The sequence below is a fragment of the Ruegeria sp. C10 genome (genome assembly GCF_056537805.1).
This window is the reverse complement of record NZ_JBQFSC010000002.1, coordinates 537,245-555,054: the sequence shown is the minus strand read 5'-3', so window position 1 is coordinate 555,054 and position 17,810 is coordinate 537,245. Positions and strand designations below refer to the sequence as shown.

The window sequence follows — 17,810 nt, the reverse complement described above, 5'->3', positions numbered from 1 at the left end:
TGAGTGAGCTGGATCACAGAAATCCAACAGAAAGTTTGCTTGAAAATAGGCGATAGAAAGAGGACTTTGTGTTCAAAGTGTGACGCCGTTTGAGTATACGGCAATTTAGTTAACGAGTGCTTAAGGAGCGTACGATGCGCATCAAATCCAAACTGTTATCGATTGCTTTTGCTTCCGCAATCTTACCCTTCATCTTCGGAAATTCCGCTCAGGCGGCTGGTACTTGCACAGTGAGCACGGCCAAACAGTCTGTTTCGTCGAACACTCTTTGTGCCTGCGACGTGGTTACTTCAGGCATGCTCCGTTACATCCAACGGCGCGCCGACTTCGAGTCGATCCTGGAGCGTACAATTCTTGATTGCCCGAGATTTGCAGCTGTTTTGACTGACTTGCCTACGGCGAGCATCGGCATTAACCCGCAGCGCACGGGTGACGGTGCCTCAGACGAAAGAACCGAGCGCGATAGGCCTGATACCCCGGTCACACCCGATTCACCTGACACACCTGATACGCCTGACACACCCGATACGCCTGACACACCCGATACGCCTGAGAAGCCAAACGGCGACGACGAAAAAGCCAAGGAAGAAAGAAAAAAGGCAAAGGAAAACAGGAAAAAGGCGAAAGAAGAGCGTGAAAAGGCAAGGGAATACAGGGAAAGAGTCAAAGATAAGAGAAAGACAATCAAGCAGCACCGGCAAACGGCTAAAGACTATTCTGAAAAAGCCAAGCAACTACGTGACGCTGGCGATATAAAGGGTGCGAAGCAGGCAAGGGAACAAGCGCGACTGTTTGCTGGGTGGGCCAAAGAAAGCCAAGCTTGGGCTAATGAGCAACGTGCCTACGCACAACAACATGCCGCTAACGCCAAGATGTACCGGGAAAGTGCCCGGCAGTCGCAAGAGCGTTTGGGAAAACTGTCAATAGCCGAAGCCAAACGGGTCAAAGACAGGGCCAAATCCCAAGAACGCAGAGCTGAGCGCGAAAAAGAGGATGATCGCGGTCATTAATTCCTTCGATCAGGGTTGTGCGCGACCATAGCGCCACTGACGAGAATAGCGGATGGGCGGCGTGCAGATGCACCCGCCCACTCTAGTTGAGGTCGAAGAACTCAGCTTTTTCCATAAACTCCCAGCCATCTGGCGGGCTGCTTAGGATCTTGCATCCTCAGGAACAGATAGCGCGTCGCCTTCCAAGGCTTGATCTGATTGGTCAAATTATCCAGAACCAGATCGCCGTCGCTTGACCGATAGACCAAAACAGCATGAGAGTTTCTGCGCGTATCCAACACTGTCGCGAGCAGTAGTTTACGAGGGTCGAAACCAGCCTGGATCAAATCTCTTTTCTTTAGAAGCGCAAAATCTTCGCAGTCACCACCGCGCGACGTTGGAAGCGCCCAAAGTTCACTGGTTTTGTATTGCGACTGATCCGTGACCTCTCGCGTGGATCGATTAACGCGGCGGTTGATCTCTTTGACAAGTTTCAATTCTTGGCTGGTGGATAAGGAACCGATACCTTTTTGCGCACATGCCCAGGAATATTTACCGCAAAGCTGACGCGCACCGGAAGGTGGTGGCGAGGCAGCGATACTCGGGATAAACGCGGCATCTTTCGCCGATGCTTCAGTCCCAAACAACAGCGAACCGTTAATCAGGATAGCCAAACCAAACAGCCCGCCAAGCTTGGCAGCGCTCTTTAAGTGGGCGTCTAAGGTCGTACCAAAGAATTTCATGCCTGTCCCTCGAGTCCTATTAGTCCCTGCAAACTGCGTGGATCAGAACCCATCTGTACACCGGACCATATCCGCAAACCGTGGTTGTCACGCAATCAAATCCGAGATTGAGCGGAAAAAACGGCGGAAATTCGTCACTTTTCGTGACCATTTCCGCGCAAGAAAGTGGCGCGAAGTGCCACAATCGGACAGAGAAATATGTTCAAAGCCAACCGGAAGTAAGCACAACCCATTGTAATAATGTGTATAAATTCAGAGCGATCGTGAAGAGCCGCCCACGCTAAAATGCATGGCAGGTCGCACGGCTCTGGGCCGGGCAGAATTTGCAAATTTCATGCGAAGGTAGATTGAGCCTGATTCTCAGTCGGTAATTTCAACGACCACCAGCTCTCGTTCGCTGGCGCCACGGGCATGATCCAATGCCTGCTGATATGCAGGAGAATTGTAGCACTCTACCGCAGCCTCGACGGTTGGGAAGCGGGCGACCACATTGCGTGGTCGCTCTCTGCCCTCTAACTGCACGTAACGTGCCGCGCGGGCGATGAATTCACCCCCATGCGCCGCAATTGCCGGCCCTGCAAGCTCGGCGTATTCTCCATAAGCATCGGCGTCTGTCACAGTGACGTGTGCGATCCAAAGTGCTGGCATCTTATCCTCCCAAAACCTGTTCAGCGGCCTTGATTGCAGCCTCTGCATTCGAGGCATCCTTGCCCCCACCCTGTGCCATGTCAGGCCGTCCACCACCGCCCTTGCCGCCAAGTTCAGTCACCGCCGCGCGGACCAGATCCACCGCAGATACCGTGTCTGTCAGGTCCGAAGTGACACCCGCTGCGACAGCCGCTTTGCCGCCGGTATCAGCAATCAATAATACTGCGCCCGTACCCAGACGGCTTTTGTGCTCATCAATCAACGCAGGCAGATCCTTTCCGGAAACACCCGTGAGCGACTGCGCAAAGAACGCCACACCGTTCACATCGCGCGCTTCAGCGCCACTGCCCTGCCCCGCACCTCCGGCCATCGCCAGATCGCGGCGCAACTGCGCAACTTCGTTCTGCAGCGATTTACGCTCGTCCAACAGAGTCTTCACACGCGCCACAACGTCATCAGGCTGCGCTTTCAACTCAAGCGCAATTGAGGAAAGGCGATGATCCTGTTTCGACAGATACTTAAATGCGTCATCACCGGTCAAAGCCTCGATCCGCCGCACGCCCGCGCTGCTGGCACTGTCGCCCAGCACGACGAAGGTTCCGATATCACCGGTCTGGCGCACATGGGTACCGCCACACAGTTCAATCGACCATGTTTCGCCATCCTGGCCTTTGCCGGTGGGTGCTTTGCCCATCGAAACCACGCGCACCTCATCCCCGTATTTCTCACCGAACAGAGCTTGAGCACCCAGTTCACGGGCGTCATCAGGTGTCATAATCCTGGTTTCCACGGTTGAGTTTTGCCGGATGAATGCGTTCACCTCTCGCTCAACTTTCTGCACTTCTTCCAGTGTCAGAGCCTTGGAATGGCTGAAATCGAACCGCAAACGATCTGATGCGTTGAGCGACCCGCGCTGCGCCACGTGGTCACCCAATGTCTCGCGCAGAGCTTCATGCAGAAGGTGCGTCGCGGAGTGGTTGGCACGAATGGCCGTGCGGCGCGCGTGATCGACTTCCAGCTCAACTGCGTCACCTTTTGAGATCGCCCCATGATCAATCGTGACCTTGTGAGCATAGACTTTGCCATCAGCAAACTTTCTGGTGTCTTCAACGCGGGCGATATCGTCGCGCTCATCCAGCCTGCGAATTTCACCGGTGTCGCCGACCTGGCCGCCGGCCTCGCCATAGAACGGTGTCTGATTGACTACGACCCAGCCGGTACCACCCTTCTCGATCTTGTCGACCAATACACCATCGACCACCAACGCAGCGACCTGCCCTTCGGCCTTTTCAGTATCGTAGCCAAGGAAATCGGTCGCACCGGCCGCATCCAGCACATCGAACCAAACCACCTGATCGGCAGATTCGCCAGACCCGGCCCACGCCGCGCGAGCCTTGGTTTTTTGTTCGGCCATGGCCACGTCAAATCCATCGGTGTCGACGGTTCGACCTTTCTCGCGCAGCGCATCCTGCGTCAGATCGAGCGGGAAACCATAGGTATCATACAGTTTGAACGCCGCGTCTCCGGGTAGTGGATCGCCTTCAGGTAAGCCCGAAACTTCCTCATCCAACAGCTTCAGACCGCGATCCAAAGTTTGCTTGAACCGAGTTTCCTCAAGCAGCAGTGTCTCTTCGATCAGTGGCTGCGCCTGACCAAGCTCTGAATATTGTGCACCCATCAATTGCACCAGCGTGGGTACCAGGCGATGCATCACCGGATCTTTGGCCCCCAACAGATGCGCATGGCGCATCGCGCGGCGCATGATACGGCGCAGAACATACCCTCGCCCATCATTTGACGGCATCACACCATCCGCGATCAGAAACGAAGTTGAACGCAAGTGGTCCGCAATCACGCGATGATGCACGTTTTGATCCCCATAAGGATCAACACCGGTCGCATCCGCAGAGGCTTCGATCAGCGTTTTGAACAGATCGGTGTCATAATTGTCGTGGCTGCCTTGCAGCAACGCACCAATGCGTTCCAATCCCATGCCGGTGTCGATCGACTGCATGTCGAGTTCGACCATCGAGCCGTCTTCGAACTGTTCGTTCTGCATGAAAACGATGTTCCAGATTTCGATGAACCGATCACCATCTTCCTCAGCCGAACCCGGAGGCCCACCCCAGATATGATCACCGTGGTCATAGAAAATCTCGGTGCACGGGCCACAGGGGCCTGTAGGGCCCATTTGCCAGAAATTGTCATTGGTAGCGATGCGGATGATCCGGTCTTCTGGGACACCAACCTTTTTCCAGATTTCAAATGCCTCATCATCGGTGTGATAGACAGTGGCCAACAGACGGTTCTTATCGATACCAAATTCTTTGGTGATCAGTTCCCAAGCGAACGGTATCGCCTCATGCTTAAAGTAATCCCCGAATGAGAAATTCCCCAGCATTTCAAAGAACGTATGGTGGCGAGCGGTATAGCCCACATTGTCCAGATCGTTGTGTTTGCCGCCTGCACGCACGCATTTCTGTGCAGTGGTAGCACGGCTGTAGTCGCGGGTTTCGACGCCAGTAAACAGATTCTTGAACTGAACCATACCCGAGTTGACGAACATCAGTGTCGGATCATTGCGCGGAACCAGCGGGCTGGACGCAACCACTTCGTGCCCCTGCTTGGTAAAGTAGTTCAGGAAGGTAGATCGAATGTCGTTCAGCGTTGGCATAAGGCTCTCTCGGCGCGCAGTCGTTATGGTCAGCAAAGGTTTAGCCCCACCCCCCGAGAGTGTCCACAGCATTGGCCCATCCGAAACGAAACAAGGCGGCCCCGAGGGGCCACCCTGTTCCAGATATTTTAGCACTACCGGGGTGCCGGGGGATTTCTTCGGTTCCCCCTCAGGCACGCTTTAAGCTTCGAGGATGTCATCCTCTTCCGTTTCGGGTGGCATTTCAAAGTCTAACCCATGCGCGGCACGTATTTTGTCTTCGATCTCGAGCGCCGCACGGGAATTGTCACGCAGATATTGCTTGGCATTCTCACGCCCCTGCCCGATCCGCTCATCACCGTAGCTAAACCACGAACCCGACTTTTCGACCACACCGGCCTTGACGCCCAGATCCAGAAGCTCACCCATTTTGCTGATGCCTTCGCCATACATGATGTCGAATTCCACCTGCTTGAACGGCGGTGCCACCTTGTTCTTGACGACCTTGACGCGGGTCTGGTTGCCCACAACTTCGTCCCGATCCTTGATCGCACCGATACGGCGAATATCCAGACGGACCGAGCTGTAGAATTTCAACGCATTACCACCGGTAGTGGTTTCCGGGCTGCCAAACATCACACCGATCTTCATCCTGATCTGGTTTATGAAGATCACCATGCAGTTCGAGCGATTGATCGAGCCGGTCAGCTTGCGCATCGCCTGGCTCATCAGCCGGGCCTGAACACCCACGCTGCTGTCACCCATGTCGCCTTCCAACTCGGATTTCGGCGTCAGCGCCGCAACCGAGTCGACCACGACCATGTTCACGGCCCCCGACCGCACCAAGGTGTCGGTGATCTCAAGTGCCTGCTCGCCGGTGTCGGGCTGAGAGATCAGCAATTCATCCAGATCCACACCCAGCTTGCGCGCATATTGAGGGTCCAGTGCATGTTCTGCGTCGACGAACGCGCATACTCCGCCGCGTTTTTGCTGTTCAGCGATGCAGTGCAGAGTCAGCGTGGTCTTACCCGAGCTTTCCGGGCCATAAATCTCGACGATCCGGCCCATCGGCAAGCCGCCGATCCCCAGAGCGATATCCAAGCCCAGCGATCCGGTCGAACTCGCATCGATATCCTGCTTGGAATCTTCGCCCAACTTCATGATCGAGCCTTTGCCGAACTGCCGTTCGATCTGGGCCAATGCGCTGTCGAGCGCCTTTTGCTTGTCTGCGTTTTTCTTGTCGCTCATCGTCAGAAGATCCGCCATTGTCCTGTCGCCTTCTCTTTTGTCACACCCTTGATCGGGCGGCAATCGCTGCTTTGTTCGCCTCTTGTTCCTTATGGGACCAAAAAGAGAACATTTCAACTAAAACTTATGAAAACTACTCTTCAGCAATTGTGTTAAAGAGTCGTTTACGACAATCTGAGACATGAAAGGCATTGAAGAGAAAAGATAAATGCTTGTTTTCTATGAAAAGCGGCTTGCGCTTCTGTCTGTTCCAAAGACCGGCTCCACCGCGTATCAATCAGCTTTACGCGATAGGGCCGATATCGTCGTGTCCGGACCAACAGACCTGAAACATGCGAACATGCGTCGCTATGATCGTTTCTTCCAGACCATGTTTCGCAAGATGTTTGATGCAGAAATGGACGTCATGGCCATTGTGCGCGAACCTGTCGATTGGTTGGGAAGTTGGTATCGATATCGAACGCGCGCCGAATTGGCAGGTCATCCGCATTCCACAAAAGGTTTAAGCTTCGAGGCATTCCTTGACGCCTATATGCAAACCCCCCGCCCGGTCTACGCAGATGTGGGATGCCAAACCGATTTTTTGCAACCCCGCAGTAACGGTAAAGGTGTTGCGCATATCTTCAAATATGACAGCCAGCAAAAGATACTGGATTTCCTTCAGAATCGGCTGGAATGTAAAATCGATCTACCGCGTGAGAACGTCTCGCCCGCTTGCCCGATGGACTTCTCAAAACAAACTGAACTCCGGTTCCAATCATTGAACGCCGCAGAATACGCATTGTATCGTGCTGCCGAATAGCGTTTTCAATTCATTTGCTGAAACACCGCTTCGGTCAGCTGGGTCAACGAAAACGGCTTGGGCAGGAAGGTGGAATTTTCGATCTGAGGACCAGATTCGCCGAATGCCCCCTCAGTATAGCCTGACATGAAGACCACCCGCACGTCAGGCCGTGTTTTCATGGCCTCGCGCACCCAGGTCGGGCCGTCCATTCCGGGCATGACGACATCGGTAACAAAAACATCCACCAGCAAATTGGGGTCGTCCAACAATTGCAGCGCATCTTCGGCTGATTCAGCTTCAAGCACAGTGTAGCCTTTCAAGCGAAGCGCCCGCGTCGCGAAGGCGCGCACCGGGGCTTCGTCTTCGACCAACAAAACCACGCCTTCACCCAATCGGGAACTTTGCACCTCTGACGTATCGGGTACCTCAGGCTCCGATTCTTGGACCCGGGAACTCACAGGCAAGAGCACGGTGAATTCCGTTCCCCGGTCCTGCACACTGTCGACAAATATGAAACCACCAGTCTGTTTTACGATCCCGTAAACAGTCGATAGCCCCAGCCCCGTCCCCTCGCCTGTGCGTTTGGTCGTATAAAATGGCTCAAACACTTTTTGCAGTTTGTCTGCAGGAATCCCGATGCCGCTATCGATGACTTTGACCGTAACATATTCTCCCGGCTGTACCGTCGCCCGATCGCGCGTGATCGATTGATCCAATGTCACCACTTCGGTCTCGATCCGAATCTCCCCACCCTCAGGCATCGCATCACGCGCATTGACGACCAGGTTCATCAAGACCTGCTCTAACTGGCGCTTGTCCGCGCAGACGGATTTGAGCACGGGATCATGACTGAGCGTCAGGCGGACCTTCTCGCCCACAAGACGGTTTAGCAAATGGATAAGGTCTGAAATCGTATCTCGCAGATCCAGCACCTCGGGCCGGAGCGTTTGTTTGCGCGAAAAGGCCAGAAGCTGGCTGACCAACGCTGCAGCACGGTTGGCGTTTTGATTGATCTGTACAAGATCGCCGTAATTCGGGTCATCTTGGTCATGGCGCAACAGCAACAGATCACAATGCCCCGAAATCGCCGTCAGCAAGTTATTGAAATCATGTGCGACCCCGCCAGCCAATTGCCCAACGGCTTGCATCTTCTGGCCTTGGACAAACTGCGCCTCCATCGTTTTCAGTTCGGTGGCATCGTTCAGAACCGCAATAAGACAAACCTGACCATCCCTGAGAATCCGTGACAGCGTAACTTGCACAAATACCTCTTTGTCCTTGCGCACCAAACGCAGGAATTCAGACCGCGTTGCTGCGCCTTGTTCGGCAGCACTCGCCAGCCAGTCCCTGATCGGATAGCCGAGCCCCTGCATCATGCTTTCGATATTCGTCCGCCCCGGTTGGATCTCACCGACCAATTCAACTGCGAGGTGGTTTGCTTCGCTAACATCTCCATCGGGAGACATGCACACGATCGCAACTGGCAAATCTGCAAATGATGTCGTGTGCTGCGGTCCTTCGGCGTGCTGCAGCGGCGTTAAAAGCAACTCACGCACAATACCGCTGTGCCTTAGCGTTGTGACAGTGAATGGTGCTTCGGTTTCCCCGGTTTTAATCTGTATGATGCTACCATCAACTGCACCGCCAGCTTGAACCATCGGCTTGAGGCATGTGGGAATCTGACCAAAAAGTTCGATTGCCGCATCATTGGCATCCAGCACCACGTCATTTCGTCCGACCGTCAGAACCGGCCGCTGCACGCTGCGCCAGATCTGGGGTGCATCTATTCTAAAACGCCAGCAAAACCGATTTTCACCCAGCTTTGAAACAGACACGGGTATTGTTTGTCCGCGCGTGACAACATCTTCTTCCCAAAAGCCCCGTTTCAGGGCATGAGACTGCAAACGCAACAGCACCGCCGACGGGTTTGCAAATACGGTACGCAGAGACTCATCTAGTCGCGTACCCGCGTTCCGAATAAGACGCGCATTGGCCTGAGCGTTTGCAACTAGCACCTCGCCCGTCGCATCCGAAATGACACAGGCATCGGTTTCTTGCTCTAGAAAACCCGTCATCGCAGCGTATGTTTGCGCTTCGATCTGATTCAATATCCAAGCGCGCGCCAAGGCAAAGACCACTACTACCAGGAAGGACAAGCCAACGGCTGCGACCCCGGCACTTAACCGTGGCGGCAAGACGTCAAAGAAGGAAAGTACGCTCAATAAAATGGCGATCAATGCCAGTGAGGCATAGCGCCCACGATCAATGCCCCATCCACTTGATCGAGAGGGGGTAAATTCAGATTGAATAGACATAAACAGCCCGGATTATTACAATTTTCGATCAATATCTGCCTGCAATGGTTAATTGCTGCTTAATGATCAGTGACATAAACTTCTTAAGGTTGTGTTTTAAAGTTTATATTCGCGTCAAGTGTGCTGTAAAAAATCCATCGGTCCCGTGTGAAACCAGCCACGTTTTGCGGTATCCGCTCTGCCATTCGGGATTGCTGGCCAAGAACCCATCAATAATGTCGTCGTTTTCAATCGCCAGCATCGAGCAGGTCGCATAGGCAAGCACGCCTTTGGGCGCAACGAGAGGTGAAACATCTCGTAGAATGGTGGCCTGAATCTGCGCTAGTTCCTCCAAACGCTCGGGCGTTAGTGCCCATTTCCCTGCCGGCGCGCGACGCCACGATCCGCTGCCGGAACATGGCACATCTGTCAAAACCACATCGAACGGGGCCTGACCGGTGATTTGGCCTGTGGTCAGGTTCGTAACATCCGCGCCCGCCCTTGCCGCGCGCGCTGGCAAGTCGCGCATACGGTTGGGATTGGCATCATGGGCAAAGACCTGAACACCCATATCCGTAGCCGCTAAAGCAAGGGACTTGCCTCCGCCACCCGCACAATAGTCCAGGACACGCATGCCTGGCTGTAAATCAAGCGCGGCAACAACCGCCTGGCTTGCGGCATCCTGCAACTCAACCAGCCCATCTGTATACGGACCGCTCTGAGATATCTTGCGTGCGCCCTCGGTAACTTCCAATGCAGTATCGCAGGCCCGATGTGGATGCGCCGTGATCTCCTCGGCAGCCAGTCGTTGAATGGCTGTAGGCAGGTCAGTTTTCAGCAGGTTGACCCTCAGATGAATCGGAGCGCGCGATTGTAGCGCGGCTGCGGCAAGTTCAGCTTCGTCCTTCAACGCGGCCTGAAATTGGGGCCACAACCATTCGGGGATATCCAGACGTTCTGCGTCGCTCTGAAATGACCTGGGTTGGTCAGCCTCGGTTACCTCTGCAGGTGCATATCGCGCGCCCGAAAATACTGACGTTAGGTCTGAGCCCAAGGATCGGGCGGCACCGATCATCAGGCCGCGCCCCGTCTCGGACCCACCGAGCGCCGAGAAGGATCGCTTGCACCGCAATGCATCAAACACATGATCCCGGATCGCAGCGCGATCCTTAGATCCCGCGAACCGATTGCGTCGAGCCCAGCCGGTCAACGCCTTCTCGACCGGTGCACCGGCAAGAATGTCATCGAGGATCTCGATCGAGGCCTGTACCCGAGCAGCAGGTGTCATCGCGTTTTCCGTTCGTCTACACGATCAATTTCGAGAGCCCCCCTGAAGGGTCTCACAAACTTACATCACGCGATAATTGGGGCTTTCCCGTGTGATCTGAACGTCATGCACATGGCTTTCCTTCAAACCTGCGCCAGTGATTTTGACAAAGTTGCAGTTCTGGCGCATCTCATCGACGGTGGCACAACCGGTATAGCCCATCGCCGCCCGCAAACCTCCAACCAGTTGGTGCACAACAGCGCTTGCGGACCCTTTGTACGGCACCTGGCCTTCGATCCCTTCGGGCACCAGCTTGTCGTTCGCGGCGTCCTTCTGGAAATAGCGATCCGCCGAGCCGCGCGCCATCGCACCCAGACTTCCCATGCCGCGATACGATTTGAACGAGCGGCCTTGATAGAGGATCACCTCGCCCGGGCTTTCATCCGTGCCCGCAATCATCGAACCCACCATGGCGCAAGATGCCCCTGCCGCAATCGCCTTGGCGAAATCGCCCGAGAATTTGATGCCACCATCAGCAATGACCGGAACTTCCCCCGCCGCAGCGGCACAATCCATGATGGCCGTCAACTGAGGGACGCCAACACCCGCGACCATCCGTGTGGTACAGATCGAGCCGGGCCCGATGCCCACTTTGATCGCGTCTGCACCTTCATCGATCAGCGCTTTGGTGGCTTCGGCAGTGGCGACGTTACCGGCGATGATCTGAACCTCGTTCGACAGCGTCTTGGCACGTTTCACCGCGTCCAGAACCCCTTGCGAATGACCATGTGCGGTATCCACAACAATGATATCGACCCCGGAATCGACCAACTGCTCTGACCGCTCGAACCCAGCGTCTCCGACCGAGGTTGCAGCAGCCACACGCAGACGGCCCAACCGGTCCTTGCAGGCTGTAGGGTTCAGCACGGCCTGCTCGGTATCTTTCAGCGTCAGTAAGCCTGTCAGCTTGCCCTCGCCATCGACGACCAGCAATTTTTCGATCCGACGCGCACGCATGAGGCTTTTGGCCTCTTCCAGATCGGCGGGCTCTTGCAGCATCGCCAGATTGTCAGAGGTCATCATCGCTTTGATCGGCGTGTCATCCGAGGTCGCAAAGCGCATATCTCGGTTGGTGACAATGCCGACGACACGACCGCTTTCTTCAACGACCGGGAAGCCGGTGAAGTTGTAGCGCTCTACCAAAGCCTGAGCATCTGCCAATGTTTGATCCGCGCGCAGCGTGACCGGGTTATAGACGATACCGGATTCGAACCGCTTAACCCGACGCACTTCGCGGGCCTGTTCCTCGACCGTGAGGTTTTTGTGCACCACGCCGATGCCCCCAGCCTGCGCCATGGCGATAGCCATACGCGCCTCGGTCACCGTGTCCATCGCCGAGCTTAGCAGCGGGATGTTCATCGTAATCTCACGCGTCACGCGCGTGGTGGTATCAGCGGTTGCCGGCAGCACAGAAGATGCGCCCGGAACCAGAAGAACGTCGTCGAAGGTGAGTGCCTCACGAATCTGCATTTGATAACCCCATGCAAAAGCCCGTTTGACGGTGACCCTATTGCATGGATTTCACCAGAGGGAAAGCCCCGAACCCAAGTTGTTTTCCCCTGCGGGCTTCTGCCACGCCCGAAAACGACGCAAGCAATGCAAAACGTGCCGCTGAATGCCCTTTCCCTTTGCGTTCAAACCCATATGTTCGCCGGCATACGCGCGAATACAAAGGCAGGCCATTCATGACCACCGATCCTCTTGTCGTTTTCACCCCGTCCGGCAAACGCGGACACTTTCCCGTTGGCACGCCAATCCTGACGGCAGCGCGCCAGTTGGGTGTCGATCTTGATTCAGTCTGCGGTGGACGCGGTATTTGTTCGAAATGTCAGATCACCCCCAGCTATGGCGAGTTTCCCAAGCATGGCGTGACCGTCTCGGAGGACGCGCTGAGCGAATGGAACGCGGTTGAACAGCGTTATGACGACAAGCGAGGCTTGAAACCCGGGCGCCGTTTGGGCTGTCAGGCCTCGGTTCAGGGTGACGTGGTGATCGACGTGCCTCCGGAAAGCCAGGTTCACCGTCAGGTGGTCCGCAAGGCCGCCGCCGCCCGCGCCATCACCATGGACCCTGCAACACGCCTGTATTTCGTGGTGGTGGAAGAACCCGACATGCACTCGCCCACAGGCGATCTGGAACGGTTAGAGCGCGCCTTGCGAGAACAATGGAAGATCGATGCGATTACCGCCGATCTGTCGCTGATGTCCAAGCTGCAGCCAGTGCTGCGCAAAGGGAAATGGGAGGTCACGGTCGCCGTCTACAAAGGTCACAAGGACAACGTGGCCCGTATCGTCGAAATTTGGCCCGGCCTGCACGAACATGGGCTTTACGGTCTGGCTATCGACCTCGGCTCGACCACCATCGCTGCGCACCTGACCGATCTGGAAACAGGTGAAGTCAAGGCTTCTTCCGGCCTTATGAACCCGCAAATTCGTTTCGGCGAAGACCTGATGAGCCGCGTGTCTTACGCCATGATGAATCCCGGTGGCGACAAGGAAATGACCCGGGCCGTGCGCGAAGCGATCAACGATCTGACCACTTCAATCGCTGATGAGGCCGGGATCGATGCCGCTTTGATCGTCGAAACGGTGTTCGTCTGCAATCCGGTCATGCACCATCTTTTGCTGGGTCTGGACCCAGTCGAACTGGGTCAGGCGCCATTTGCGCTCGCGACGTCCGAAAGCATGTCCCTGCCTGCGCATGAGATGGACCTGACCACGATGAATCCACGCGCGCAGGTCTACATCCTGCCGTGTATTGCGGGCCATGTGGGTGCGGACTGCGCTGCCGTTGCCCTATCCGAGGAACCCGGCAAGTCCGACGATCTGGTACTGATCGTGGATGTGGGTACCAATGCGGAAATCTTGCTGGGCAACACCCACCGCGTTCTGGCCTGTTCGTCACCCACCGGCCCCGCATTTGAGGGTGCCCAGATCAGCTCGGGCCAGAGAGCCGCGCCCGGTGCGATTGAACGAATCGAAATCGATCCTGTCACCAAAGAACCGCGTTTCCGCGTGATCGGGTCCGAGAAATGGTCGAATGACGAAGGCTTTGATCAGGACATTGCCACCACGGGCATCACCGGTATCTGCGGCTCAGGCATTATCGAGGCCGTGGCCGAGATGCGCATTGCAGGTCTTCTGGACGAAAGCGGGCTGATCGGCTCGGCCGCGCAGACGGGCACACCGCGTTGCGTTCCCGAAGGCCGCACCAACTCCTATCTGATCCACGATGCCAGCGCCGAGGGCGGTCCGCGTATCACAGTAACTCAGGGTGATATCCGTGCCATCCAGTTGGCTAAATCCGCGCTCTACGCCGGAGCGCGTCTCCTAATGGATGAGATGGAGGTTGACCGTGTGGATCGCGTGGTACTTGCCGGTGCCTTCGGCGCGCATATTTCGACCAAACACGCGATGGTGCTGGGTATGATCCCTGATGCACCGCTGGAGAAGGTCTCCAGCGCGGGTAATGCCGCTGGAACCGGTGCCCGGATCGCGCTGTGTAACATCGGATCGCGGGCCGAGATCGAACGCGTGGTGCGCGAGATCACCAAGGTCGAAACGGCAATCGAACCCAAGTTTCAAGACCATTTCGTCGCCGCCAATGCGATCCCGCACAAAACCGATCCGTTCCCTGAATTGGCCCAGGTCGTCACCCTGCCCGCTCCGTCCTTCAATACCGGCGGCGGGGATGATGAAAAATCTGGCCGTCGACGCCGCCGGCGGTCATAGTCGCCCCATCCACAGGAGGCGAATATGACATCAGTGAACGAGGAACAGGCGGAATTCTGGGGAAACTCGGAACAAGGCACCAAATGGCTGACCTTTGAGGATCAGCTTGACCACGCCTTCGCGCCCGTTCTTGATCTCGTTCTGGACCGGGCCGCCCTGTCGGCGGGTATGCAAGTGCTGGATATCGGATGCGGCACAGGCGTCAGTGCAATCGCAGCGGCGCGCGCGGTTGGGGCCGAAGGACACGTATTGGCGGCCGATATATCGCAGCCGTTTCTGGACCGCGCAGCCAAACGTGCTGAAAGCAACGGGATACAGACTATCACTTTTCAGCACGCGGATGCGCAAACCTACGCGTTTGAACCCGGACAAATGGATGCCGCAATCTCCCGGTTTGGTGTCATGTTTTTTAGCGACTCGATCGCAGCATTCCGAAACATCGCCTTGGCACTGAAACCCGGTGGGCAAATGACGTTCGCTTCCTGGGGGCCATTGGACGTCAACCCGTGGTTCAAGATACCCCATGTCGCCGCCGTTCGGCGAATGGGTCAACCGCCCCGCGTAGACCGCTATGCGCCCGGGCCGCTGGCGTTCCACGACATCGACCATGTCAAAGGTCTGATGACCCAAGCGGGGCTGTCTGAAATAACCGGCGACGCGATCACAGTGAACCTGACGGGTTTTGGCGGCGTTGAAGGCACGGCGAGGCTGGTGACACGTGTTGGTCCTGCGGGCCGTGTTGTTGCTCATTTCGAAGGGAGTGAGGCTGATACTGACGCTATTCAACAAGCGGTCGCAGAAGAGTTCCGACAGTATCAGTCTGGTTCGGAGATCCTCATCCCGGCGATGATCAACCTCTATCAGGCCCGACGCGCAGAATGACTGGAGCGGGTAGCGGGAATCGAACCCGCGCGTTCAGCTTGGGAAGCTGACAGGCTACCATTACATCATACCCGCCGCTGGGCATTGATTAGCACTGCTCTTTACCGGGGTTCAAGGGTCAACAAACGCTGACGAATCGAAAAGGCCGGATCAAAAAATCCGGCCCAATCCATTGTTTTATTTACCTTAAGCGCGGCGACGACGACCACCGCCACGACGTCCGCGTGCACCCTCGCCTTCGGCTCCGGCCTCGGCGGGTGGTTTGTTGAACCTGATCCACTCACCGCCATGTGCGTCGTTGTTGGTCAGCAGGTTGGCGGCGCGGATGGCCTCCATCTCTTTGCCCGCACGCGGAAGGGTCGAACCCAGACCGAACATCTGTACAAAGGTTTCGTCGTCCATATCCTCGGGCAGAATGATACCGGCGGCAGCGACGGCCTCTTTCTTTTCGGCAATCTTCTTCTGCGTCACCGGCAGAGCCACCGGGTTCATGATCGCTGAAGTCATTCCAGCACCCATTGCCATCGGCAGGAAGGCGTTGTTGATACCGTGACGGTTCGGCAGGCCGAACGAGATGTTGGACGCACCGCATGTGGTGTTCACGCCCAGCTCTTCCCGCAGACGACGGACCAGAGCAAACACCTGCTGGCCAGCTGTTGCCATCGCACCAATCGGCATGACCAGCGGATCGACCACGATGTCATGAGCCGGGATGCCGTGATCGGCTGCACGCTCAACGATGGTTTTGGCGACGGCAAAACGCACATCAGGGTCTTCCGAGATTCCGGTGTCATCGTTCGAGATCGCCACAACGGGTACGTTGTATTTCTTGACCAGTGGCAGAACCAGTTCCAGACGCTCTTCTTCACCGGTGACCGAGTTCAACAGCGGACGACCTTCCGCCGCCTCAAGACCGGCTTCCAAAGCGCCCGGAACCGAGGAATCGATGCAAAGCGGTACATCAACAAGCCCCTGCACCAGCTCGACGATCTTGGTCATCAGCGGCGGCTCGGTCTCGTTCGGGTTGGGGTTCGAGTTGTAGACGACACCTGCGTTGATATCCAGAACGGTCGCGCCTGCAGCGACCTGCGCCAGAGCATCCTTTTCGACTGTCGAGAAATCGCCTGCTTCCAATTCGGCAGCCAGTTTCTTACGGCCCGTTGGGTTGATCCGCTCACCGATAACGCAGAACGGTTCGTCAAAGCCCAGAACGGCAGTTTTTGTTTTTGATTCTACGACTGTACGGGTCATGTCCGTTCCTTAGGAGTTAACCGGCTTTGCCGAAGCGCCGCCGTTGTTGATCGCCCAGTTGGCGTTGGTCTTGATCCCGCCCAGCGGGAAGAAGTGTACCTTGGTGATATTGAAATTCGGGTTGGCTGCCTTGTGATTGGCCAGTTCGGTGACCACATCGGTTGGCTCGTAAGGCAACAGCAGCTTGGACACGTCCATGGCGCGCTTCTGCAGGACTTTCAGCGATGGACCAACGCCGCAGGCGATAGCGAATTTGATCAGCGTCTGCAGCTTCGCCGGGCCCGCGATACCGATATGGATCGGCAGATCAATACCCGCTTCTTTCAGGCTATCTGCCCAAGCGATGATCGGCTTGGCATCGAACGCAAACTGAGTGGCCAGCGCCATTTCGGCATCGGTGGTTTCCGAGAATTTCTGCTTCCAGCGCAACGCGTCATCGACATTCTTGGTCGAGCCGTCGGGATCGATATCCTTGTTGCCTTCGGGGTGACCGGCTACGTGCAGTCGCTTGAACCCCGCCTTGTCGAACAGTCCGGTTTCCAGCAGCTGCATCGAGCTGTCGAAATCACCATGCGGTTTGGCGACCCCACCGGCCAGCAGAAGCGCCTGCTCGACACCCGCTTCACCCTGATACATGGAAATCCAGTTTTCCAGCGTCGCGGCATCCTTGATGATCCGTGCCGGGAAATGCGGCATGACAGGGTAACCTTCGGCCGCGATGCGCTTGGCGGTTTTGACCATGTCTTCGATTGGCGTGCCCTCGATATGGGCGATGTAGACACGGGTGCCTTCTGGCAGCAGCGCGCGGAAATCTTCGACCTTTTCCGCAGTGCGCGGCATCACCTCGATCGAGTAGCCCTGCAAAAAGGCTTCGACGGTCGGGTTCACAGGGCCGTTTTCGACCGCATCACGTTTCTTGAAGTTCAGCAAAGCCATAGCGGCCTCCCATAAAGATCTGGGGCTCATGCCCAACCGTCATTGGCGATCAGGGTCTTGATACGGTCCTGATCGTACTCTGTTTCCAAACGCGCGGCCTCGGCTTCGGCAATTTCGGACGGGTCGCCCTCAACTGCGAAAGGCTCGGCTTTGCGCCACTCGGCCAGATAGGCATCACTATCCTTGGCGTTCACCTTCATTGCGGCCCGGTCGATGGCTTGTTCAAACCGCTCTTCCAACTGCCGCTTAGCGCCACGACGGCCTTTGCCGACGATGACTTGGGCGGGAATATCGCGCCAATATACGATGGTGACGTCAGGCATT

14 protein-coding genes and 1 tRNA gene are annotated in these 17,810 nt (G+C 56.2%); 4 read left to right on the top strand and 11 right to left on the bottom strand.

Annotation, left to right across the window (positions count from 1 at the left end; all coding sequences use genetic code 11):
* The first annotated feature begins 134 nt into the window (after positions 1–134).
* Positions 135–1,010, top strand: coding sequence for a hypothetical protein (locus tag ACR0DE_RS11100; RefSeq protein WP_480585082.1), 876 nt, complete (start codon positions 135–137; stop codon positions 1,008–1,010).
* Positions 1,011–1,111: 101 nt separating this feature from the next.
* Here ACR0DE_RS11100 and ACR0DE_RS11095 read toward each other — a convergent pair whose 3' ends face one another.
* From ACR0DE_RS11095 to recA, 4 genes are all read right to left on the bottom strand, one after another.
* The gene (locus ACR0DE_RS11095; protein WP_170562671.1) at positions 1,112–1,732 is read right to left on the bottom strand and encodes a transglutaminase-like cysteine peptidase; all 621 of its coding nucleotides are present in this window, start codon (positions 1,730–1,732) and stop codon (positions 1,112–1,114) included.
* Positions 1,733–2,092: 360 nt separating this feature from the next.
* Positions 2,093–2,380, bottom strand: a complete 288-nt coding sequence (locus ACR0DE_RS11090) for a DUF1330 domain-containing protein (RefSeq protein WP_480753187.1) — start codon at positions 2,378–2,380, stop codon at positions 2,093–2,095.
* 1 nt (position 2,381) lies between these two features.
* Positions 2,382–5,054: an alanine--tRNA ligase gene (gene alaS / locus ACR0DE_RS11085; RefSeq protein WP_480753789.1), complete on the bottom strand. Its 2,673-nt coding sequence runs from the start codon at positions 5,052–5,054 to the stop codon at positions 2,382–2,384.
* A gap of 180 nt (positions 5,055–5,234) precedes the next feature.
* The gene (gene recA / locus ACR0DE_RS11080) at positions 5,235–6,299 is read right to left on the bottom strand and encodes a recombinase RecA (protein ID WP_170595572.1); all 1,065 of its coding nucleotides are present in this window, start codon (positions 6,297–6,299) and stop codon (positions 5,235–5,237) included.
* Positions 6,300–6,489: 190 nt separating this feature from the next.
* On the opposite strand from recA, the gene ACR0DE_RS11075 reads away from it, so the two are divergent.
* Complete coding sequence (locus tag ACR0DE_RS11075) at positions 6,490–7,083, top strand: sulfotransferase family 2 domain-containing protein (RefSeq protein ID WP_170405857.1); 594 nt, start codon at positions 6,490–6,492, stop codon at positions 7,081–7,083.
* Positions 7,084–7,088: 5 nt separating this feature from the next.
* On the opposite strand, the gene ACR0DE_RS11070 is transcribed toward ACR0DE_RS11075, so the two are convergent.
* From ACR0DE_RS11070 to guaB, 3 genes are all read right to left on the bottom strand, one after another.
* A complete protein-coding gene (locus ACR0DE_RS11070) occupies positions 7,089–9,380 on the bottom strand; it encodes an ATP-binding protein (protein WP_480753185.1) in 2,292 nt (763 codons plus the stop codon).
* Positions 9,381–9,483: 103 nt separating this feature from the next.
* Positions 9,484–10,647: an RsmB/NOP family class I SAM-dependent RNA methyltransferase gene (locus ACR0DE_RS11065; RefSeq protein WP_480753184.1), complete on the bottom strand. Its 1,164-nt coding sequence runs from the start codon at positions 10,645–10,647 to the stop codon at positions 9,484–9,486.
* Between the two features lie 60 nt (positions 10,648–10,707).
* Positions 10,708–12,156 (bottom strand): IMP dehydrogenase, encoded by a 1,449-nt coding sequence (gene guaB / locus ACR0DE_RS11060; RefSeq protein ID WP_480753182.1) that lies wholly within the window; start codon positions 12,154–12,156, stop codon positions 10,708–10,710.
* Positions 12,157–12,371: 215 nt separating this feature from the next.
* Between guaB and ACR0DE_RS11055 the strand changes: the two genes are divergently transcribed.
* The gene (locus ACR0DE_RS11055; RefSeq protein WP_480753180.1) at positions 12,372–14,417 is read left to right on the top strand and encodes an ASKHA domain-containing protein; all 2,046 of its coding nucleotides are present in this window, start codon (positions 12,372–12,374) and stop codon (positions 14,415–14,417) included.
* 24 nt (positions 14,418–14,441) lie between these two features.
* Positions 14,442–15,299, top strand: a complete 858-nt coding sequence (locus tag ACR0DE_RS11050) for a class I SAM-dependent methyltransferase (RefSeq protein WP_480601525.1) — start codon at positions 14,442–14,444, stop codon at positions 15,297–15,299.
* Position 15,300: 1 nt separating this feature from the next.
* On the opposite strand, the gene ACR0DE_RS11045 is transcribed toward ACR0DE_RS11050, so the two are convergent.
* From ACR0DE_RS11045 to ACR0DE_RS11030, 4 genes are all read right to left on the bottom strand, one after another.
* Positions 15,301–15,374, bottom strand: a tRNA-Gly gene (locus tag ACR0DE_RS11045).
* Between the two features lie 111 nt (positions 15,375–15,485).
* Positions 15,486–16,550: a methyltetrahydrofolate cobalamin methyltransferase gene (locus ACR0DE_RS11040; protein ID WP_170393018.1), complete on the bottom strand. Its 1,065-nt coding sequence runs from the start codon at positions 16,548–16,550 to the stop codon at positions 15,486–15,488.
* 9 nt (positions 16,551–16,559) lie between these two features.
* Positions 16,560–17,486 carry a methylenetetrahydrofolate reductase gene (locus tag ACR0DE_RS11035; RefSeq protein ID WP_480753176.1) on the bottom strand — a complete coding sequence of 309 codons (927 nt, stop codon included), beginning with the start codon at positions 17,484–17,486 and terminating at the stop codon, positions 16,560–16,562.
* Positions 17,487–17,512: 26 nt separating this feature from the next.
* Complete coding sequence (locus ACR0DE_RS11030; protein ID WP_170393016.1) at positions 17,513–17,809, bottom strand: virulence factor; 297 nt, start codon at positions 17,807–17,809, stop codon at positions 17,513–17,515.
* Position 17,810: the final 1 nt, after the last annotated feature.